Annotated in this window: 14 protein-coding genes; 6 read left to right on the forward strand and 8 right to left on the reverse strand. The window is 73.9% G+C overall.

What is annotated here, in order from left to right; genetic code table 11:
• The first annotated feature begins 98 nt into the window (after positions 1 to 98).
• Complete coding sequence (locus ACFWDO_RS09045; protein WP_380323628.1) at positions 99 to 3,497, forward strand: GH92 family glycosyl hydrolase; 3,399 nt, start codon at positions 99 to 101, stop codon at positions 3,495 to 3,497.
• A gap of 15 nt (positions 3,498 to 3,512) precedes the next feature.
• On the opposite strand, the gene ACFWDO_RS09050 is transcribed toward ACFWDO_RS09045, so the two are convergent.
• From ACFWDO_RS09050 to ACFWDO_RS09060, 3 genes are read right to left on the reverse strand one after another with little or no spacing between them, the layout of a single operon-like run.
• Complete coding sequence (locus ACFWDO_RS09050) at positions 3,513 to 3,956, reverse strand: hypothetical protein (RefSeq protein WP_380323625.1); 444 nt, start codon at positions 3,954 to 3,956, stop codon at positions 3,513 to 3,515.
• A 10-nt stretch (positions 3,957 to 3,966) separates the two neighbouring features.
• The gene (locus ACFWDO_RS09055) at positions 3,967 to 4,692 is read right to left on the reverse strand and encodes a ZIP family metal transporter (RefSeq protein ID WP_380323623.1); all 726 of its coding nucleotides are present in this window, start codon (positions 4,690 to 4,692) and stop codon (positions 3,967 to 3,969) included.
• Positions 4,693 to 4,709: 17 nt separating this feature from the next.
• Complete coding sequence (locus tag ACFWDO_RS09060; protein WP_380323620.1) at positions 4,710 to 5,288, reverse strand: DNA-3-methyladenine glycosylase I; 579 nt, start codon at positions 5,286 to 5,288, stop codon at positions 4,710 to 4,712.
• A 205-nt stretch (positions 5,289 to 5,493) separates the two neighbouring features.
• On the opposite strand from ACFWDO_RS09060, the gene ACFWDO_RS09065 reads away from it, so the two are divergent.
• Positions 5,494 to 6,546 (forward strand): LacI family DNA-binding transcriptional regulator, encoded by a 1,053-nt coding sequence (locus ACFWDO_RS09065; protein WP_380323617.1) that lies wholly within the window; start codon positions 5,494 to 5,496, stop codon positions 6,544 to 6,546.
• 19 nt (positions 6,547 to 6,565) lie between these two features.
• Here ACFWDO_RS09065 and ACFWDO_RS09070 read toward each other — a convergent pair whose 3' ends face one another.
• The 4 genes from ACFWDO_RS09070 to ACFWDO_RS09085 all read right to left on the reverse strand — a co-directional run bounded on the left by ACFWDO_RS09070 (position 6,566) and on the right by ACFWDO_RS09085 (position 10,862).
• Positions 6,566 to 7,453, reverse strand: coding sequence for a carbohydrate ABC transporter permease (locus ACFWDO_RS09070; RefSeq protein WP_380323613.1), 888 nt, complete (start codon positions 7,451 to 7,453; stop codon positions 6,566 to 6,568).
• Positions 7,450 to 8,385: a carbohydrate ABC transporter permease gene (locus tag ACFWDO_RS09075; protein ID WP_380323610.1), complete on the reverse strand. Its 936-nt coding sequence runs from the start codon at positions 8,383 to 8,385 to the stop codon at positions 7,450 to 7,452. The genes ACFWDO_RS09070 and ACFWDO_RS09075 overlap by 4 nt, the downstream gene beginning before the upstream one ends.
• 7 nt (positions 8,386 to 8,392) lie before the next feature.
• Entirely contained in the window at positions 8,393 to 9,685 is a 1,293-nt protein-coding gene (locus tag ACFWDO_RS09080; protein ID WP_380323607.1) for an ABC transporter substrate-binding protein, read from the reverse strand.
• Between the two features lie 82 nt (positions 9,686 to 9,767).
• Positions 9,768 to 10,862, reverse strand: coding sequence for a hypothetical protein (locus ACFWDO_RS09085; RefSeq protein ID WP_380323604.1), 1,095 nt, complete (start codon positions 10,860 to 10,862; stop codon positions 9,768 to 9,770).
• Between the two features lie 227 nt (positions 10,863 to 11,089).
• Between ACFWDO_RS09085 and ACFWDO_RS09090 the strand changes: the two genes are divergently transcribed.
• From ACFWDO_RS09090 to ACFWDO_RS09100, 3 genes are all read left to right on the forward strand, one after another.
• Entirely contained in the window at positions 11,090 to 14,827 is a 3,738-nt protein-coding gene (locus ACFWDO_RS09090; RefSeq protein ID WP_380323601.1) for a S8 family serine peptidase, read from the forward strand.
• 154 nt (positions 14,828 to 14,981) lie between these two features.
• Positions 14,982 to 18,254, forward strand: coding sequence for a GH92 family glycosyl hydrolase (locus ACFWDO_RS09095; RefSeq protein WP_380326943.1), 3,273 nt, complete (start codon positions 14,982 to 14,984; stop codon positions 18,252 to 18,254).
• A 203-nt stretch (positions 18,255 to 18,457) separates the two neighbouring features.
• Positions 18,458 to 19,945 (forward strand): APC family permease, encoded by a 1,488-nt coding sequence (locus ACFWDO_RS09100; protein WP_380317727.1) that lies wholly within the window; start codon positions 18,458 to 18,460, stop codon positions 19,943 to 19,945.
• Between the two features lie 13 nt (positions 19,946 to 19,958).
• On the opposite strand, the gene ACFWDO_RS09105 is transcribed toward ACFWDO_RS09100, so the two are convergent.
• Complete coding sequence (locus ACFWDO_RS09105; RefSeq protein ID WP_380317724.1) at positions 19,959 to 20,336, reverse strand: HAD family hydrolase; 378 nt, start codon at positions 20,334 to 20,336, stop codon at positions 19,959 to 19,961.
• Between the two features lie 33 nt (positions 20,337 to 20,369).
• Here ACFWDO_RS09105 and ACFWDO_RS09110 point away from each other — a divergent pair, with 33 nt between their 5' ends.
• The gene (locus ACFWDO_RS09110) at positions 20,370 to 20,993 is read left to right on the forward strand and encodes a hypothetical protein (protein WP_380317721.1); all 624 of its coding nucleotides are present in this window, start codon (positions 20,370 to 20,372) and stop codon (positions 20,991 to 20,993) included.
• Positions 20,994 to 21,024: the final 31 nt, after the last annotated feature.

Genomic DNA, 21,024 nt, shown 5'->3' on the forward strand with positions numbered 1-21,024 from the left:
CAGTTGACACCGTATTGAGGGCCTGGGGGTCCCCAATACGGTGTCAACTGCCTGTTCGGCACTCGGCCCCGCCGGCAGCAGCCCCCACAGGAGACCCGATGACGCACCCCTCCTCGTTCGTGACCTCGTTCGCGACGTCCTTCGAGCCCGGCGACCCCGCGCCGCTGCCGACCCCGCGCCACGGCCCGCTCGTCGCGAAGGTGGGGGACGGCCCCGCGGACGGCGCCACCCACAAGCACCGTGCCGGGTTCACCGGCCTGCACGCGCTGGGCTTCGCGGGGCTTCGCGAGGAGCCCGGACCGGTGACGCACGTGCTGTTCCGGGACCTCGGGATCGAGGTGGGCCCGCGCACCCGGCTGAGCTACGTCGTGCTTCCGGACCTGCGCGGCGACCTGCGGTACCCGTCCACGTACGTCGCGCTCGACCTGGCGTTCACCGACGGCACGTACCTCTCCGACCTGCCCGCCACCGACGCCCATGGCACCCGGGCCACGGCCCGCGCCCAGGGCGACGGCAAGATCCTCTACGCCGACCAGTGGAACTCCGTGCGGATCGACGTCGGCGCCGTCGCCGCCGGGCGCACCGTGGACGCCGTCCTGCTGCGCTGCGACCCGCCGGACGACATGGCCGACGCCGCGTTCTCCGGCTGGGTGGACGACGTCGCCCTCGTCGCGGAGCCCGCCGTCGTCGGCGGCAGGGGGCCGGTGGACCTGGTCGACTGGGTCGACACCCGCCGCGGCACGATGTCGAGCGGCCAGTTCTCGCGCGGCAACAACGCGCCCGCCACGGCCGTGCCGAACGGGTTCACGCTCTGGGTGCCGATGACCGACGCCGCCTCGCAGCGCTGGCTGTACGAGTACCACCGGGCCAACGACCATCTCAACCGGCCCGTGCTCCAGGGCTTCGGCGTCTCACACCAGCCCAGCCCGTGGATGGGGGACCGCAACCAGCTCGTCGTGCAGCCGGCCGCGGGGCCCGGGGTCCCGACGGCCGCGCTGGGCGCCCGCGGCCTGCCGTTCGACCACGCCGACGAGACGGCCCGCCCCGACCTGTACGCCGTGACCTTCGCGGACGGCCTCACCCTCGCCGCCGCGCCCACCGACCACGGCGGGGTGCTGCGGTTCGGCTTCCCGGCGGGCATCCCGGGCGGCACCGGGCACGTGCTGCTCGACACCGTCACCACCGCCGCCGGCGCGGCCCGCCTCACCGCGCACCCCGACGGCACGGTGACGGGCTGGGTCGACGACGGCAGCCCGCTGTCCGTGGGCCGCTCGCGCATGTTCGTGGCGGGCGTCTTCGACCAGATTCCCGTCGCGGTGGGCGCCGCCGCGGGCGACCGGCGGCACGCCCGGTTCGCGAGCTTCGACACGTCCGGGGAAGGGAGCGTCGTCGAGCTGCGCCTCGCGACGTCGTACCTGAGCCTCGACCAGGCGCGCCGCGCTCTGGACCAGGAGCTCGCCGGGCGCACGTTCGCCGAGGTCCAGGACGCCGCCCGGGCGCTGTGGCAGGAGCGGCTCGGCGTCGTCGAGGTGGTTGGCGCCACCGACGACCAGCGCGTCACCCTGTACTCCAACCTCTACCGCCTGCACCTGTACCCGACGTCGCACACCGAGAACGCGGGCACCGTCGAGGCGCCCGTGCGCCGCCACGCCAGTCCGGTCGCGCCGCCCGTCGGGCCGAGCACCGACACGGTCACGGGGGCCGCCGTCGTGGACGGGCCGATGATGGTCAACCACGGGTTCTGGGACACCTACCGCACCGCCTGGCCGGCGCTCGCGCTGCTGCACCCGGGGCTCACCGCTGAGCTCGCCGACGGGTTCGTACAGCAGTACCGCGACGGCGGCTGGGTCTCGCGCTGGTCGTCGCCCGGGTACGCCGACCTCATGACCGGCACCAGCTCGGACGTCGCGTTCGCCGACGCGTACCTCAAGGGCGCGCTGCCCACGGCGCTGGCCCTCGACGCCTACGACGCCGCGCTGAAGAACGCCACCGTCGCGCCCCCGCACGACGCCGTCGGCCGCAAGGGGCTGGAGACCTCCGCCTTCCTCGGCTTCACGCCCGCGACCACCCACGAGTCGGTGTCCTGGGGGCTCGAGGGGTGCCTCAACGACTTCGGCATCGGCACGATGGCGGCGGCGCTCGCGGAGGACCCGGCCACCCCGGACCACCGGCGCGCGGACCTGCGCGAGGAGTCCGCCTACCTGCTGGACCGCGCCGCCCAGTACGGGGCGCTGTTCGATCCGGAGGTCGCCTTCTTCCGGGCGCGCGGCGCGGACGGCGCGTTCACGCCAGCGGCGGGGCACTTCGACCCCGACGACTGGGGCGGGCCGTTCACCGAGACGAACGCCTGGAACTTCGCGTTCCACGCGCCGCACGACCCGCGCGGGCTGGCCAACCTCTACGGTGGCCCGGCGGGCCTGGAGGCGCGGCTCGACGAGTTCTTCTCCCGGCCCGAGGACGGCACCCACGTGGGCGGGTACGGGCAGGTCATCCACGAGATGACGGAGGCCCGCGACGTGCGGCTCGGGATGTGGGGCGTGAGCAACCAGCCCTCGCACCACGTGCCCTGGCTCTACACGGCCGTGGGCGCGCCCGCCAAGGCCCACCGGATCCTGCGGGAGGCGCTGCGTCGCCTCTTCGTCGGCAGCGAGATCGGCCAGGGGTACCCCGGCGACGAGGACAACGGCGAGATGTCGGCCTGGTGGCTGCTCGCCGCCATCGGCCTCTACCCGCTGCAGGTGGGCTCCCCGCGGTACGCCGTGGGGTCGCCGCTGTTCGACGAGGTCACGATCCACCGGCCCGACGGCGACCTCGTGGTCCGCACCGTGGGGAACTCGGTCGAGAACGTCCACGTGCAGTCGCTGACCGTGGGCGGGGTGCCGCGCGACGCGGCCTGGCTGGATCACGCCGACCTCGTCGGTGGCGTCACCGTCGAGCTGGTCATGGGGCCCGAGCCGTCCGCCTGGGGCACGGGCCCCGACGACGCGCCGCCGTCGCTCACCAGCGGCGACGCCCCGCCCGCCCCGCTGACCGACGTCACGCGCGCCGGCACGGTGCGGGTCGACGACCAGTTCCTGGACGACGACGCGCCCGCCGGCGGGGCGACCGACAGCGGTGCCCGGCGGGCCGCCGAGCTCCTCGTCGACGACACGTCGGCCACCGCGGCGGCGTTCGCGTCCCGCACGCCGGTCGTCACGTGGACGGCGCCGGCGGGGGAGCGGCCCGAGGTGCTGCGGTACACGCTCACCTCCGGCCCGGGCGGCGCCGCCCCCGCGGCCTGGCGGCTCGAGGGCTCCGACGACGCGGGTGCCACGTGGGCCGTGCTCGACGAGCGGTCCGGCCAGACGTTCCGGTGGGCGCGGCAGACGCGTCCGTTCACCGTCGCGCGGCCGGGGGCGTACGGCGCGCTGCGGCTGGTGGTGACCGAGGCCGCCGGCCAGGGGCCGCTCACGCTCGCGCAGGTGGAGCTGCTCGCCTCGCGGCCGGAGGCCCCGTAGTCCGGGCTACCTGTCCTAGGCGGTGGCCGGGACCGTGATGGCGACCGTCGCCTCCGAGGGGCCGGGGCACGGCCCCGGTGACACCTCGTGCCACCGCGGCTCGGCCGACTCCTTGGCGAGGATCGCTTCGTCGGCGAGCACGCGGACCACGACCTCGTCCGGGGTGCCGGTCAGCGCGAACGACCAGGTGTGATCGTCGTCGGCCGCGGTCACGGTCCCCGTGGGCGAGCTGGACTCGTCGACCCCGGGGCCGGGGCTGCACCAAGTGTCGGTGCACACCTGGACGAGGTCGACCTGCGTCAGGTCGCCGTCGAGCGCGACCTCGAGGGTGTCGAAGTAACCCACCGCGGGGCAGTCGACTCCGGCGGACGAGCACGCGGCCAGCCCGGTCGCACCGACCAGCGCCAGGGCGGCCCAGGGCGCCGCGCGGCGTCGCGCCGGAGCGGGGGAGACCACCATGGCGGCGACCCTAGCCCAGGGCCGACAGGCCGAACGCGGTGGCGAACCCGAGCACGGTGACCAGCCCCGTCACCGGCCCGCCGAACTCCGTGGCCTCGGGGATCATCGTGTCCACGAGCATGGTGAGCAGCGCGCCCGCGGCGAACGACTGCACGACGGCGATGGTCGCCGGGTCGGCGGTGCCGAGCGCCGCGTACCCGACGCCTGCGGCCAGCGCGGAGACCAGCGTGGTGCCGCCCCACAGCAGGGCGAGTCGGGCGGTCGACGTGCCGGCCTGCCGCAGCCCGACCGTGGCGGACATCGCCTCCGGCAGGTTGGAGATGAACACGGCGGCGAGCACCGCGACGCTCACCCCGCCGCCGCCGACCAGCGTGGAGCCGAGCACCACCGACTCCGGGATGCCGTCGAGCACCGTGCCCAGCGCGATCGCACCGCCCGACCCCTCCGCCTGCACGCCCGTGGACCGCTTGCGGTCGCGCCCGCCGCGCCGGTCGATGAGCAGGTCGCCCACGAAGAACGTCAGCGCACCGGCGGCCAGCCCCGCGAGGAGCACCCACCCGCTCGCGGACCGGGACGCGTCCTCCACCAGGTCGTAGGCGACCGCGCTGATGAGGACGCCCGCGCCGAACGCCATGATCAGGCCCGTGAGCCGCCGGCTCGGCGTGCGCCACAGCACCAGGGCGGCGCCGATCAGCAGCGACGAGCTGCCCAGCAGTCCCCACCAGAACCCCAGCACCCCACCATTCGACCAGGTCAGGCCGCGACGTGCCCGACGACGACGGGGCAGGTCGCGAGGTGGTCGTCCACCAGGCCGCACGCCTGCATGGCCGCGTACGCCGTCGTCGGCCCGAAGAAGCGGAAGCCCTCCTTCTTGAGCGCCTTCGCCAGGGCGACCGACTCGGGCGTGCTGGCGGGCACCACGTCCCACGCGCCGAGCCGCTGCGAGCGCGGCGCGGGAGCGAACGACCAGAACAGCTCGTCGAGCGTGCGCCCGTCGTCGTGCAGCGCGAGCACGGCCCGCGCGTTGCCGATCGTGGCCTCGATCTTCTGGCGGTTGCGGATGATGCGTGCGTCGCCGAGCAGCCGCTCCACGTCGTCGGGGCCGAGCGCCGCCACGCGCTCGGGCTCGAAGTCGAGGAACACCTCCCGGAACGCGGGCCGCTTGCGCAGCACGGTGATCCAGGACAGGCCGGACTGGAACCCCTCCAGCGCGATCCGCTCCAGCAGGGCGGCCTCGCCGTGCACCGGCACGCCCCACTCGGTGTCGTGGTACGCCTCGTACAGGGGGTCGCCGTCGCCGAAGCACCGTGCGGCGGGGGTGGTCGTCGTCATGCACCCAGGGTGCCCGCCGGCCCCGACACACGTGGGCGGCGCCCCCAAGGGTGCGGCCTGGGGGCAGGCTCCCACGCCCGGAGCCGTCGCCCGACGTCCTCGGCGGAACGGGTGAACCCGGCCCAGGTGCGGCCAGATGGTCTGCCGCGGCGCCGGTTCTCGATATCGTCGTCGCCACGATCGTCCGCTGCTGTCGGGAGAACAGATGACGCAGGGCACCTCCACGCTCGAGCCCGGCCCCCGCCGCGGCCGCCGCCCCACGCTCGCGGCGGTCGCCGAGCGCGCCGGGGTCAGCCTCAAGACGGCCTCGCGCGTGCTCAACGCGGAGCCCAACGTGGCCGCCGGCACCCGCGAACGCGTCCAGGCCGCCGCCCACGAGCTCGGGTTCCGGCGCAACGCCGCCGCGGCCGACCTCGCCCGCGGCGGGGCGGCCCGCCTGGTCGGCTTCGTCACCGGCGACCTCGCCAACCCGTTCTACTCGGCGCTCGCGAGCGGCATCGAGCGGGAGCTGCGCGGGCAGGGGCTGCAGCTCCTCACCGCGAGCAGCGACGAGGACCCGGACCGCGAACGTCAGCTCACCGACGAGCTGGTCGAGCGGCGGGTGGGCGCGCTGCTGCTTACCCCCACCTCGGGCGATCACGCCGCGCTGCGCGAGGAGCAGGCGGAGGGGCTGCCGGTCGTCCTCGTGGACCGCCCGGCGCCCGACGTCGACGCGGACACGGTGGTCATCGACAACGGCGGCGGGGTGCGCGCGGCCGTGCGGCACCTGCTGGCGCACGGGCACCGCCGGATCGGCCTGGTCGGCGACGAGTCGCGGCTGTGGACGTTCCGGGAGCGCCGCGACGCGTTCGTCGCGGCGCTGGCCGAGGCGGGCGTCGTCGAGCCGGAGCGGTACGTGCGGGACGGCGCGCACGACGCGGCCGTCGCCGGCGCGCTCGTCGCCGACCTGCTGGCGCTCGACGAGCCGCCCACCGCCCTCGTGACCGCCAACAACAAGATCACCGTGGGGGCGCTGCACGCCCTCCGCGCCCGGTCGCGCGCGGGCGGCGCGGCGGTCGCCCTCGTCGGCTTCGACGACTTCGAGCTCGCCGACCTGCTGGGCGTGACGGTGGTGGGCTACGACGCGGTCGAGATGGGGCGGCGGGCGGCGTCCCTCGCCCTGGAGCGGGCGGCCGACCCTGCGCGCGCCGCGCAGGTCGTCGTCGTGCCCACGCACCTCGTGCCGCGCGGCAGCGGCGAGGTGCCCCCGGCCTCCTGACGGCGGCCGGGGGCGTGCCTCAGCCCTTCACGGACCCCGACATGAGCCCGCCCATGAAGTAGCGGCCCAGCAGCACGTACACGAGCAGCGTGGGCAGCGACGCGAACAGGGCGCCGGCCATGGAGACGCCGTAGTCCTGCAGCAGGGCGCCGTTGGCGAGGTTGTTGAGCGCCAGGGTGACCGGGCCGTTCTGGCTGGAGGAGAAGAAGACGGCGAACAGGAAGTCGTTCCACGCCGACGTGAACTGCCAGATGAGCACGACGACGAAGCTCGGGATCGAGATGGGCAGCACGATCCACGCGTACGTGCGGAGCATCCCCGCCCCGTCGACGCGCGCCGCCTCGATCAGCTCGTTCGGCACCGTCATGTAGTAGTTGCGGAAGATCAGCGTCGTGATCGGGATGCCGTAGACGACGTGCAGCAGGATCAGCGACGGGATGCCGCTGGGCACGCCGAGGCCGAGCACCAGCTGGTTCAGCGGGATCATCACGGCCTGGTACGGGATGAACATGCCGAACAGGATCAGCGTGAACACGAGGTCCGCACCGGGGAAGCGCCAGCGCGACAGCACGAACCCGTTGAGCGACCCGAGGAACGCGGAGATGAGCGCCGCGGGCACCACCATCTGCACCGTGCGGCCGATGGCGGGCGCGAGCGTGGACCAGGCCGTCTCCCAGTTGGCGGTGGTCCACACCTGCGGCAGGTTCCACGCGCGGGTGGGCGCGGCGTCGCCGGGACCCTTGAAGCTCGTCACGAGCAGCACGTACACGGGAACCAGCACCACGAGGACGAAGAACAGGAGCACCAGGTAGCGCAGCGTGCGGCCGACGGTGAAGCGACCCCGCGGCGTGGCGTGCCGGCCGAGGTCGACGGGGCGCCCGGCCTCCTCCTCGATGACGGCGGTCATCGCTTGCCCTGCCGGTGCGTGTGCACGAGGTACGGCACGATGACGATCGCCACGATGACCAGCAGGATCGTGCCGACGGCGGCCGCGTTGGCGTAGTCGAACGCGGACTTGAACACGTACATGTCCACGGCGGGCACCTTGGTCTGGTAGTTCGCCGGCTTCGAGATCGACATGATGAGGTCGAACGCCTTGAGCGACATGTGGCCGATGATGATGAGCGCGGACAGGGCGATCGGCGACAGCTGCGGGAAGAGCACGTGCCGGTAGAGCTTCCACTCGCTGGCGCCGTCCACGCGGGCGGCCTCGCGCAGCTCCACGGGGATGCCGCGGAAGCCGGCGAGGAACAGCGCCATCACGTACCCGGACAGCTGCCAGATCGCGGGGATCGCGATGGCGACGATGCCCACGGAGACGTTGTTCCACCAGTTGTTCTGCAGCGCGTCCAGCCCGATCATCTGGAACAGCCGGTTGAGGCCGGACGCCTGCTCGTCCTGGTTGGAGTTGAGCAGCCACCGCCACACCACGCCCGAGGCGATGAACGAGACCGCCATCGGGAACAGGTAGATCGACCGGAAGAACCCCTCCCCGCGCAGCGGCTTGTCGAGCAGCCAGGCCCAGACGAAGCCGATCAGCATCGTGCCGACGAGGAAGACCACCGTGTACAGCACGAGGTTGGTCAGCGAGTGCTGGAACTCCTCGCTGCCGAGCAGGTCGAGGTAGTTGCGGAACCACACGACGACCGTCGGGGCCTGGCCGGTGGCCTGGGCGGCCGTGTGGTTGTCGGTGGCGGAGGTGCGGGCGTTCGCCACGATCAGGCCGTAGACGAACACCCCCACCAGGATCAGCGAGGGCAGCAGCAGGAGGAGGGGTGCGCCGGCGCGGCGGACCGCGCGGCGCACCCCCGACCGCCCGGTGCGCACGGGGGACGGCATCCGGCGCTCAGCCGGCGTTGGCGGCCGCGAGCTCCGACTGGAAGCCGGCGAGGTCGGACGCCCCCGAGGTGAACTTGCTGGTGGCGTCGGTGATGGCCGTCAGCGTGGCTACCGGGACGGCGGCGCCGTGCGCCAGCGACGACACGATGGTGTCGCTCTTGAACGACTCCGCCGCGTCCTGCTGGTACTTCCCGAAGCTGGCCATGTCGATGTCGGTGCGCGCCGGGATGGACCCCTTGGCCTTGTTGAACGCCTCCTGGCCCTCGGCGGAGCCGACGGTCTCGAGCCACGCCTTCGCCCCGTCGGGGTGCGGCGCGCCCACGGGCAGCGTGAACGAGTCGGCGAGGAAGTCGAAGACGCCGTCCGTCCCCGGCACCGGGAACGCGGAGTAGTCGGTGCCGAGCTCCTTCTTCTGCTCCTCGTAGGAGGCCTCGGCCCAGTCGCCCATCACGGTGAACGCGGCCTTGCCGTCGATCACGAGCTGCTGCGACTCCGGCCAGTCCAGGCCGTCGCGGTCGGTGTTGGTGTAGCCCATGAGCTTCTGGAAGTCCTGCAGCGCCGCGGTGACCTCGGCGCCCTTCCAGTCGGTGGAGCCGTCCCACAGGCCGGAGTAGCCGTCGGCGCCCAGGTCGGCCAGCAGCACGGTCTCGAGCAGCTGCACCTGGGTCCACGCCTGCGCGACGGCGAGCGGCGTGACGCCCGCCTTCTTCAGCGTGTCCATATCCTTCATCCACGACGCGAGGTCGGTGTACGTGGCGTCCGGGTCGATGCCGTTGTCGGTCAGCACCTTCCGGTTGGACCACACCACGTTGGCGCGGTGGATGTTCGACGGGATCGAGTAGATCTTGCCGTCGGAGGCCGTCAGCCGGTCCATGAGGTCGGGCGGGAAGACGTCCGTGAGCCCGAACTCGTCGTACAGGCTCGTGACGTCCTGGATCTGCGCCGCGTCGATGTAGTCCTGCAGCTCGGCGCCCGCGTGGGCCTGGAACGTGTCCGGCGGGTCCTGTGCCTGGAGCCGGGTCTGCAGCAGGTCCTTCGCCTGCGAGCCCGCGCCGCCGGCCACGGCGCCGTTGACGAACTTCACGTCCGGGTGCTGCTCGTCGAACACCTTCACCAGCGCGTCGAGGCCGGCCTTCTCGGACCCGGCGGCCCACCAGGTGAAGACCTCCACCTCGTCGCCGCCGGAGCCCCCGCTGCCCCCGCTGTTCGGCTCGTTGCCGCCGCCGCCGCACGCGGCCACGGTCAGCGCCACCGCGGCCGCGACCGCGGCGACCACAGAAGTCCTCGGAGCTCCTCGCATGTGTCTCACTCCTACGCCCTCGTGCCGGCGCGCGTCGTTGCACGTCGGCTCCACTCATCGCACGGCCGCGGTGGCAGCGGTGTCAAGGCGTCGGCTCGAGTTTCGCCCAATCGTGACCTGGTTCGATGCCCGGGGCGGTGCCCCAGCCGGCCCGCGCGGCGTGCCAGCCGAGCTGCACGCGGGTCCGGACGCCGGCGCGGTCCATCAGCTCGCGCACGCGCCGCTGCACCGTGCGCAGCGAGACGCCGAGCTGGTGCGCTGCGGCCTCGTCGGTCTGGCCGGCGAGCAGGAGGGAGAGCAGGCGGGCGTCGACGTCGTCCGCGGCGCCGCTCCCCGGAGCGGCGGACGCGCCGTGCAGGACGACGGGGGCCGCCGTCGTCCACAGGGTCTCGAAGAGCGCGACCAGCCCGGTGAGCAGCGCGCTCGGGCGCACGAGGATCGCGGCGGCCGACGCACGCTCGGGGTCCGCGAGGACGGGCAGGAACGCGAGCTCGCGGTCGACGACGATCATGCGCAGCGGCACGGACTCGGCCACCCGGGCCTCCTCGCCGGCGGCGAGCGACTCGGCGAAGGCGTCGAGGCCGCCGGGGAACGTCTCGAGCATGGGGCGCTCGAGCAGCGCCCGGTACCGGATGCCGCGGGCCACGAGCTCGCCCTCCACGTGGTTCTGGTCGGCGCTGGTCACGGCCACGGGGTGCTGCACGAGCGCCAGCACCTCGCGCCGTGCCCCCGCCTGCACGCGCCCGAACCAGCGCGCGACGGCGTCCGCGCCGCGCACGACCTGCACCACCTCGCCGGCCCCGTCCCCGCCGACGCCCGCCAGCCGGTACATCTCCTCCAGGACGTCCAGCTCGGCCTGCGCGCGGCGCACCGCCTCCTCGCGGGCGGCGACGACGGCGCCCAGGGTGACCGACGGCGGCGCGGCGGCGAAACGCCGGCCCGGCGCCCCGGGCGACGCGGCGAGCGGGGTGGCGAACCCCCGCGCGGCGAGGTCCTCCAGCCGCTCCGCCGCGTCGTCGACGGGGACGTCGAGGGCGGTCGCGACGGCTGCCGCGTCCGACGTCGGCGTCGCCACGAGCACCCGGTAGGCGGCCAGCAGCGCCGCGGGGAGCCCGGCGACGTCGCTCAGCAGGTCGGCCCCCAGGTCGGCCCCGTCGCCCGTCGTCGTCCGCGTCATCGGTCCCCCTGCCCGTCCGGGCCCGGGCGGGCCCTCGTGGGGGCCATCGTCGTGGCTGCCCCGGGGCCCGGCGGACCGCCACGCCGGGATGCGGTTTCCTGTCATGGCGTAGATCCGCCACCCGTGGTCGTTGTGCCGGGTCAACGGTGATGACACCGTCTCCCACACCGACAGTGCCGTCACCGTTGCCGCCACTCAGGTCGGCTCGACGCAAAAGGGGCCCCACCATGCGACCACCCGTCCGTGCCGGTCTAGCCGCCACCGCTGTCAGCGCCCTGCTGGCCGCCGGCGCCGCACCGGCCCTCGCCGGACCAGCCACCGACCCGGGCGCCGCCACACCGGCGTCCGCCACCCCGACCACCTCCGCCGCGCCCGGGGGCGCGACCGCCACGCTCACGCTCGTCACCGGCGACGTCGTGCACGTGGCCACGACCGGCGACGGCCGGCCCGCCGTCACGGTCGAGCCCGCCGCCGGCGCCACCGAGCCGGCCCAGACCTTCGAGGTGGGCGACGACCTGTACGTGGTGCCCGCCGCCGCGCAGCCGTACCTCGCGTCGGGCGCGCTGGACCGAGAGCTGTTCAACGTCACCGGGCTCGTCGCGGACGGCTACGACGACGAGGCGGCCATCCCCGTCATCGCGCAGTACGACCGCAAGGCCCGCAAGGCGGCCGCCGCTGCCCCGCGGGGCAGCGAGAAGGTGCTCGAGCTGACGTCGATCGGCGGGGCGGCGCTGCGCACCGACACCGACGACGCGGCCACCTTCTGGGGCGCGATCACCGCCGCCCCGACCCCGTCCGCCCGCTCGGCCGCCGCGCCGGGCACGTTCGCCGGCGGCATCGCCAAGCTCTGGCTCGACGGCCGCGCCGAGGCGACCCTCGACGTCAGCGTGCCGCTGGTCGGCGCCCCCGAGGCGTGGGCCGCCGGGCACGACGGCGAGGGTGCCACCGTGGCCGTGCTGGACACCGGCGTCGACGCCGCGCACCCCGACCTCGCCGACGTCGTCACGACCACCGAGTCGTTCGTCCCCGGCGAGACCGTCAAGGACGTGCACGGCCACGGCACGCACGTCGCGTCGACCGTCGCCGGCTCGGGCGCGGCGGACGGGGCCGTGCACCGCGGCGTCGCGCCCGGCGCCGACGTCGCCGTCGGCAAGGTGCTGAGCGACGACGGCTTCGGCCTGGACTCGTGGATCATCGCCGGCATGGAGTGGGCGTCGCGCGACGTCGACGCCGACGTCGTGAGCATGAGCCTCGGCGACGACTCGCGGCACGACCAGACCGACCCGGTGGCGCAGGCCGTCAACAACCTCACCGAGGAGACCGACGCGCTGTTCGTCATCGCGGCGGGCAACGCCGGCGGCGAGGGCACCGTGAGCAGCCCGGGCACCGCCGACGCCGCGCTCACCGTCGCGGCGACGGACGACCAGGACGAGATCGCGTACTTCTCCTCCCGCGGGCCCCGCGGCCTGGACGACGGCCTCAAGCCGGACCTCGCCGCGCCGGGCGTGGACATCACGGCCGCGCGGTCGCAGTACGCGGCGGGCGAGGGCCCGTACCAGACGATGAGCGGCACCTCGATGGCGACGCCGCACGTCGCCGGCGCGGCCGCCATCCTCGCTGCGGCATACCCCGACTGGGACGCGGCGCGGATCAAGGACGCGCTCATGTCGTCGGCCGTGGGGCTCGCCGGGTACACCCCGTACGAGGTCGGCACCGGCCGCCTCGACGTGCCCGCCGCGCTGGACGGCGTCGACGCCACCGGCTCGGTGCACTTCGGGCGGGTGGCCTGGGGCGACGGCGACCCCGAGCCGCAGACCCGCACCATCACCTACGCGAACGACACCGACGCCGACGTCGCGCTCGACCTGGCGTCCACCACCACCGGGCCCGACGGCGCCGTCGACCTGGTGCGCCTGAGCGCGACGCACGTCGTCGTGCCGGCGCACGGCACCGTGTCCGTGGACGCGACGGCGTCGTTCGCCGACGCGACCGCCGCCGGGAAGTACACCGGCCAGGTCGTGGCGACCACCGCCGACGGCGCCGTCGCGGCGCGCACGGCCACCGGCCTCACCCGCGAGACGGAGCACTACGACCTCGACGTCACCGTGCTCGGCCCCGACGGCGAGCCCGTCGCGGCGGAGGTCTCGCTGTACCGGTACGGGACGCAGTGGATCACCCCGCTCGTCACCGACCCGGAGACGGGGGCGACGCCCACCCAGCGCGTCGAGCCCGGGGAGTTCACCGCTCTCACGAGCATCCGGTACGCCGACACCGACGGCACCGACCGGCTGTACTGGCTCGCGGACCCGCAGGTCACCGTCGCCGACGGCGACGTCCGTGTGGTGCTCGACGCCCGCGACGCGAACCCGGTGGAGCTCGACACGCCGCGGGCCAGCGCCGACTTCGACGGCCGCGTGCAGTGGTTCCACGACTCCGGCATCGGCGGCGACTTCGCCACGTTCTCCGCTTCCGTCGGGATGGTCCCCGGCGCGGAGGTCTGGGTCAACGAGACCGGCGACGTCGCCGGCGGGGACTTCCAGCTCACCAGCCGGTGGTCTCGCACGGCGCCGCTGCTGTCGCTGCAGGCCAGGACGCCGAGGCCGGCCGCCCTCGCGCCCGTCTACCAGGCGGGCAGCGCGCGCCTCGACGGCAAGGTCGACCTCGAGGTCGTGACGGCGGGGACGGGCACCCCCGACGAGATCGCCGCGGTGGCCGCGCAGGGCAAGGCCCTGGTCGTGACCAACGACCCCGACGTCGCGCCCTGGGACCGTGCCGCGGCGGCCGACGCCGCCGGCGCCGCGCTGCTCGTGGTCGTGAACGACGGGCCGGGCGTGCTGTACGACCCGGCCGGCGGCACCGACGTGCCGGTCGTCTCCCTCACCGCCGACGAGGGCGGGCGCCTGCTCGCCGGGGCCGCCGGGAAGGGCGCCCGCCTGACCGGCGACGGCGTCGAGTTCCCCGACTACTCCTACGACGTCGTGAAGACGTGGGAGGGCTCGGTGCCCGCGGACCTGAGCGTCGCGCCGCGGGAGAAGGACCTCGCGCAGGTCACCGACCGGCTGGCCGACCCCGACCCGCGCCTGACGTTCGTCAGCCGCTACGACTGCCCGGAGTACAGCCTGGGCTGCCTCGGGGTCACGCAGCCGCGCATGTCCGGCGACGAGCAGCTCGTGTACATCTCGCCGGTGGGCGAGGAGCAGGGCTGGTACGCCACGGCCACGTCGACCAACGGGTGGGAGGTGCGGGACGACCAGCGCCGGTACGCGGCCGGCTCGCGCACCACGATCGACTGGTTCGGCGTCACCGCGCCCCACCAGGGTCCCGGCTACTGGAAGTCGAAGGCGAACGGGGAGTTCTTCCAGCTCAACGTGCCCCCGGCGTCGAGCACCGGCGAGCTGACCGGCGGGTTCGGCGACGACCAGCCGGTCACCTCCCGGCTGTTCCAGGACGGCACGCTGGTGCGCGAGATGTCCGGCCAGGCGATCCAGCGCGAGGTACCCGTCGTCGAGGGGACGCACACGTACCGCTTCGAGCAGGACACGGCGCTCGACCCGGCGGCGTGGGCCTACTCCAGCCGCACCTCGACGGTCTGGACGTTCCAGGCCGACCAGGCGGCGCTGGACGGCTCGCCCCTGCCGATCGTGTCGCTCGGGTACGACGTCGCGGGCCGGGACCTGTCGGGCGCCGTCCGGCGGAACAAGCCGGTCCGGGTGGACGTCACCGCGGCCCTGCCGCCGGAGGGCGCCGTCGGGGCGGGCACCGTCACCGGCGTCGCCGTCGAGGTGTCGTTCGACGAGGGCGCCACGTGGCGGTCCGTGGCGGCGAAGCCGTCGGGCGAGGGCCGCTGGACGGTCACGTTCGACGCGCCGAAGGGTGCCACGTCCGTCTCGCTGCGCACGGCGGCGCAGGACGACGCGGGCAGCTCCGTCACCCAGGAGGTCGTGAAGGCGTTCGGCCTGCGCTGACCTGAGCGCACGACCGACGACGCAGCGGCTTCTCCTCGTCCCCTGGCGGGACGAGGAGAAGCCGCTCCGTGTTTCCCGGACGGCTGTTGACAGCGGTGTCAGGTCCCTGCCAGCCTTGGCCCGACCCACACAGCTGTGGAAGGAACCCGCTCGCATGGACGCACGTCGGGGCCGCACCGGCCGCCTGCTCCGCACCACCCTCACTCTCACGACGACGGTCGCTCTCGGCGCCGTCCTGGCCGGCGTCCCCGCGTCCGCCACCCCCTCGTCGCCCGACGGGACGGAGAAGGTGCGCGGGCCCCTCACCGCGTACGTGAACCCGTTCATCGGCACCAAGGACGACGGCAACACCTACCCGGGCGCCGCGGCGCCGTTCGGCATGGTCCAGCTCTCGCCCGACAACGGTCACAACGTGGGCTACGACTACGACAACGACCGGGTGCGCGGCTTCTCGCTGGTGCACATCTCCGGTGTCGGCTGCGGGCTGGGCGGGCCGCTGCCCGTGCTGCCCACCACGGGCGACGTGACCAGCACGGACTACGCCGACTACGCGCTGGCGTACTCCCACGACGACGAGGAGGCGTCGCCCGGCTACTACCGCGTCGGGCTGCAGGCCCCCGAGGGCGTCGTGGAGGCCGAGCTCACCGCGTCGCAGCGCACCGGTGCGCAGCGGTACACGTTCCCGGCCACCACGAAGGCCACCGTCATGCTGAACACGGGGCAGGCGCTCAACAGCGTCGCCGGCTCCAGCGTGCGGGTCGTCGACGACCGGACGATCGAGACCACCATCACGACGCGTGGCTTCTGCCAGGACACCGAGCCGCAGACGATCCACACGCGCACCGTCTTCGACCGGCCGTTCACCGCGCACGGCACCTGGAACGGCGACGCCGTCACGAAGGGCTCCGACGCCGCCGACGGCAAGGGCCGGATCGGGGCGTACGTGCAGTTCGACACGCGCGAGGACCGCGACGTCGAGGCGGTCACCTCGCTGAGCTACGTCGACGCGGCGGGCGCCGCCGCCAACCTCGAGGCCGAGCGCGGCACGTTCGACGAGGTCCGTGCCGCGACGACGGCCGCCTGGGAACGGCGCCTGCGGACCGTGCAGGTGAAGCGCGGCGCGCACGAGGACCTGCGCACCTTCTACTCCTCGCTGTACCGCAGCTTCCTCGCCCCCAACGTCGGCTCCGACGTCGACGGCCGCTACCGCGGGTGGGACCAGGAGGTGCACCGCGAGAAGGGGTTCACCTACTACCAGAACTACTCGCTGTGGGACACGTACCGCACCCAGCAGCAGCTGCTGGCGCTGCTCGCACCGCGCGAGTCCGCCGACATGGCGCTGTCCGTCGTGCGGCAGGGGCAGCAGGGCGGCTGGCTGCCGCGCTGGGGGTACGGCACGGTCGAGACCAACATCATGACCGGTGACCCGGTCACGCCGTTCCTGGTCAGCGCCTACCACCAGGGCCTGCTGGCCGGGCACGAGGACGAGGCGTACGAGGTCCTCAAGCAGAACGCCGACGGCGTGCCGCCCGCCGACTCGCCGTCGAACGGACGCGCGGGGAACGTCGAGTACATCCGGGACGGCTACGTGCCGCAGGACCCGTCGCGCCGCACCCGGCCGGGGGACTTCGACCTCGACCACGGCGCCTCCGCGACGCTCGAGTACGCGCTCTCCGACGCCATGCTCTCGACGATGGCGCGCGACCTCGGGCACGACGCCGACGCCGACCGCTACGCCACGCGCGGGCAGAGCTACCGCAACGTCTTCGACCCGCGCACCGGGGCCTTCCGCGCCCGCGGCGGCGACGGGCTGTTCACGGGCAACCCCGACCCGGCGTGGAGCGAGGGCTTCCACGAGGGCACCGCGGTCCAGTACCAGTGGCTGGTGCCGCAGGACGTGCTGGGGCTGTTCGACCTGCTCGGGGGCACCGACGCCGCGGCGGCCGACCTCGACGACTTCTTCGCCTACGACCAGCTGGTCGACGACCCGGCGCACGTCGCCAGCGACGTGTGGGTCAACGGCACGTACGACTACTACGGCTGGAAGACGTACAACCCGAACAACGAGCCCAACCTGCACGCCCCGTACATGTACCTGTGGGCCGGGCAGCCGTGGAAGACGACGGACGTGGTGCGCGCGGCGTCGACCCTGTTCACGGACGGGCCCGACGGGGTCACGGGCAACGACGACCTCGGCACGATGTCTGCCTGGCACGTGCTGTCGTCGATCGGCGTCTACCCGATCGCACCCGGCAGCGACCTGTGGGGCCTGACGACCCCGCGCTTCGACGACGTGCGGATCGACCTCGACGACGACTTCTACGGCCGGGGGACGCTGCACGTCACCGCCGACGGGCTGTCGGCCACGAACCGCTACACGCAGTCGGTGACGCTCGGGAAGCGCGACCTGTCGCGGGCGTACGTGACGGGGGCCGAGCTCACCTCGGCCGGGAAGCTCGACGTCCGCACCGGGGCCGAGCCGTCCGCCTGGGCGACGGCGCCCGCCGACCGGCCGGGAGCGGTGGCCGCCGGGGAGCCGCAGGCCGACCACCGCCTGTTCGCCGGCCTGTCGCCCGCGCACCCCGTGCTGCGGCCGGGCGGCAGCGTGGAGGCGTCCGTGCAGGTCGTCGCCCAGGGCGCCGGGAAGGTCTCCGGCACCGTCGAGGTGACGGCCGGCGGCGCCGTGGAGGCGGCGACCGACCTCGCGGAGTGGAGCGCCGACTCCGACGGTCTGCCCGCCACCGTGGAGGGCACCGTGACGCTGTCCGCGCCCGCCGACGCGAAGCCCGGGCAGTACCCCGTCCGCGTCGTCGTGTCCGACGGCGCCGGCGGCACCGTCGAGCGCGAGGTGCCCGTCGTCGTGGCCGCCGAGTCCTGGCTCGCGCCCGCCTTCGACAACGTGGGCATCGGCGACCGGGGCAAGGCCAACGCCGACCTCGACGGCGGCGGCGCCTACCTGCTGCGCGACGGGCTCGCCGCCGCCGGTGCCGTCCAGGGCCTCGAGCTGACCGTGCCCGGCACCGACCTCACCTACGTGCTCGGCGCCCCCGACGCCGGCGAGCCGGACAACGTGGCCGCCGCCGGCCAGCAGGTCGACGTGCCGGGTGCGCGGTCGGGTGCGCGGAAGGTGTCCGTCGTGGGCACCGCGACCCACGGCACCCAGCGCGGCACCCTGCGGCTCGGCTTCGCCGACGGGAGCTCGTCCGATGTCGACGTGGCGGTCACCGACTGGTGCGCCGGGTCGCCCGACGCCGGCAATGTGCTGGTCGCCAAGCCCGGCGGCCGCGGCAACGGCACCGGTGTGGACAACTTCGGCTGCGGGCTCTACGCCACCGCACCCGTCGCCGTCCCCGCCGGCAAGGAGCTCACGTCGGTGACGCTGCCGGACAACCCCCGGCTGCACGTCTTCGCCGTCGCGACGGACTGACCGCCCTCGCACCTCGTGACGTAGCGATTCCTCGTCGTCCCGCAGCAGGGCGACGAGGAATCGCTACGTCACCGTCGACCTTCGGTCACGGCCGCGCGTCGGCCGTGCACCGCGGGCCGGGGCGCGGTTCCATGGGGGATGGCTGTCCCGCGCAACGAGGCGCGGGGGCCGCGAGGACGATCCAGGGGATCCAGGGGGTCGCGATGAGCCAGACGATCGACGAGACCGGGCCGGACGGGGCGGGCGGCACCGCGGAGCCGGGCCTCAAGCGGGTGATGGGGCGCAAGCTGCTGCTGCTGTTCATCGTCGGGGACATCCTCGGCACCGGCGTCTACGCGCTCACGGGCCAGGTGGCCGGCGAGGTCGGGGGCGCGGCCTGGGCGCCGTTCCTCATCGCATTCGCGGTGGCGACGATCACGGCGTTCTCGTACCTGGAGCTGGTGACGAAGTACCCGCAGGCTGCGGGGGCCGCGCTGTACACGCACAAGGCGTTCGGCATCCATTTCGTCACGTTCATCATCGCGTTCATGGTGATGTGCTCGGGCATCACGTCGGCGTCGACGGCGTCGAACGCGTTCGCGGGCTTCCTCAACGACGGCTTCGGCCTGGGCCTGGGGACGAACGGGCTGCTGTGGATCGCGCTGGGCTTCATGACGCTGGTGGCGCTGGTGAACTTCCGCGGCGTCGGGGAGAGCGTCAAGGCGAACGTGGTGCTGACCCTCGTGGAGCTGTCGGGCCTGCTGCTCGTCATCTTCGTCGGCATGTGGGGGATGACTCAGGGGCGGGCCGACTTCTCGCGGGTGGTCGTGTTCGAGAGCCCGGACGACAAGGGCGTCTTCCTCGCCGTCACGGCCGCCACGACGCTCGCGTTCTTCGCCATGGTGGGCTTCGAGGACTCCGTCAACATGGCGGAGGAGTGCCAGGACCCGGTGCGGGACTTCCCGCGGACCATGCTCACCGGCCTGTCGATCACGGGGCTCATCTACGTGCTGGTCGCCATCACCGCCGTCGCCCTCGTGCCCGTCGGCGACCTCACGGACGCCGAGAAGGGTTCCGCGCTGACGCAGGTCGTGGCGGCAGGCGCTCCCGGCCTGCCGTTCGACACCATCTTCCCGTTCATCGGGATGTTCGCGGTAGCGAACTCGGCGCTCATCAACATGCTCATGGCGTCTCGGCTGCTGTACGGGCTGGCCAACCAGGGGGTGCTGCCGCGGAGCTTCGGCCGGGTGCACCGCACCCGCCAGACGCCGTGGGTGTCGATCATCGTGACCACGCTGATCTCGTTCGGCCTCATCGTCTACGTGGTCAACGCGAACGCGACCGAGGAGGGGGCCAACGCCATCGCCCTGCTCGGCGGCACCACGTCGTTGCTGCTCCTGGTCGTGTTCGCGGTCGTCAACGTGGCGTTGCTGGTGCTGCGCAAGCAGCCCGTGAAGCACCCGCACTTCCGCACGAAGACGTGGCTCGCCCTGCTCGGCGCGCTCACGTGCGCCTACCTCGCCGGGCCGTGGGCGCGCAGCGCGGAGCAGCAGGAGCAGTACCTCATCGCGGGCGGCCTGCTCGCCGTCGGCATCGTGCTCTCGTTCATCACCTGGCTCTACAACCGCACCGTGCGGCACGAGCCCACCGAGTTCGAGCACATCGAGGACATCGACGAGGACAAGCCGCAGGCGGGCTTCCCGAAGCGCTGACCTGCCGCCGGGCTCAGGGGGTCGCGACCGTCCGCCTGCCGTCGACCCCGTGCCCGTCGAGCAGGTCGAGCAGCGCCGCGTGCCCGTCGTCGACCGTCCAGCACACGGCGGCGAGGCCCGCGGCGCGGGCGCCCTCGACGTTGTCGGGCCGGTCGTCGACGAACAGGATGGCGGCGGGGTCGGCACCGATGCGGCGCGCGGCCTCGGCGAAGAACGCCGGGTCCGGCTTGGCCGCGCCGAGGTCGTGGGAGTAGCAGCTGACGTCGAACAGGGCGTCGTAGCCGAGGGCGTCGCGCATGTACGCGGCCCGGTGCCGGTCCTGGTTGGTCCCGAGGTGCACGCCGTACCCGTTGCGGCGCAGGGCGTCGACGACGTCGAGCGACGCGGGCACCGGGTCGATGCCACGTCGGCGGCGGCGCTCGGCGTGATCCGCGGGTCGTTCGCGGACGCCGGCGTGGACCTGACGCGGCAGGACGCGGAGCTGCTGCGCGCGGGGCTGGACGCCTGGCGCGACCTGGCCGGCCGGCACCAGATCCTCATCCACGGTCTGGTGCACCAGGGCGCGGAGTTCGCGGGCGAGACCGCCCTCGGGCGGGAGATCTTCTGGGACGTCACCGGCACCGTCACCGAGCTCTCCGCGGTGGACGGGCCCGTGTCGCTGCTGGAGGTCGTGCGCCGGGTGGTCGCCGCGCGCCTCGGGTTCGACGTCAACGAGGCGTACACCGAGACGTTCCGCACCGGCATCGGCCCGGCGCTGGGCCTGACCACCGAGCTCGACATGCCGTACCGCGTCCCCGGCGAGCCCGAGGACGCCGCCCCCCGCACCCGCACCGTGGGCCTCGCCGTCGTCGTGACCGCGCCGAAGCAGGGCGGCCCCGCGCTGGTGCTGTCGGGCTGGTCGCTCGACCCGGCGCAGCGCAACGGCCTGGAGATGCTGCTGGCGGCCATGGCCGGGCCCGCGACGATCGTCGCGGAGGGCGCGGACGAGGCCCCGCTGTTACCGGGCCCCGCCGGCCCGGGGACGCCGTCGTCGCCCGCGGGCGCCTGACCGATGGCGCGCACGAGGACCCCGCTGCCCC

The organism is Isoptericola sp. NPDC060185, from assembly GCF_042728595.1.
In the GTDB taxonomy this organism is placed as follows: Bacteria; Actinomycetota; Actinomycetes; order Actinomycetales; family Cellulomonadaceae; genus Isoptericola.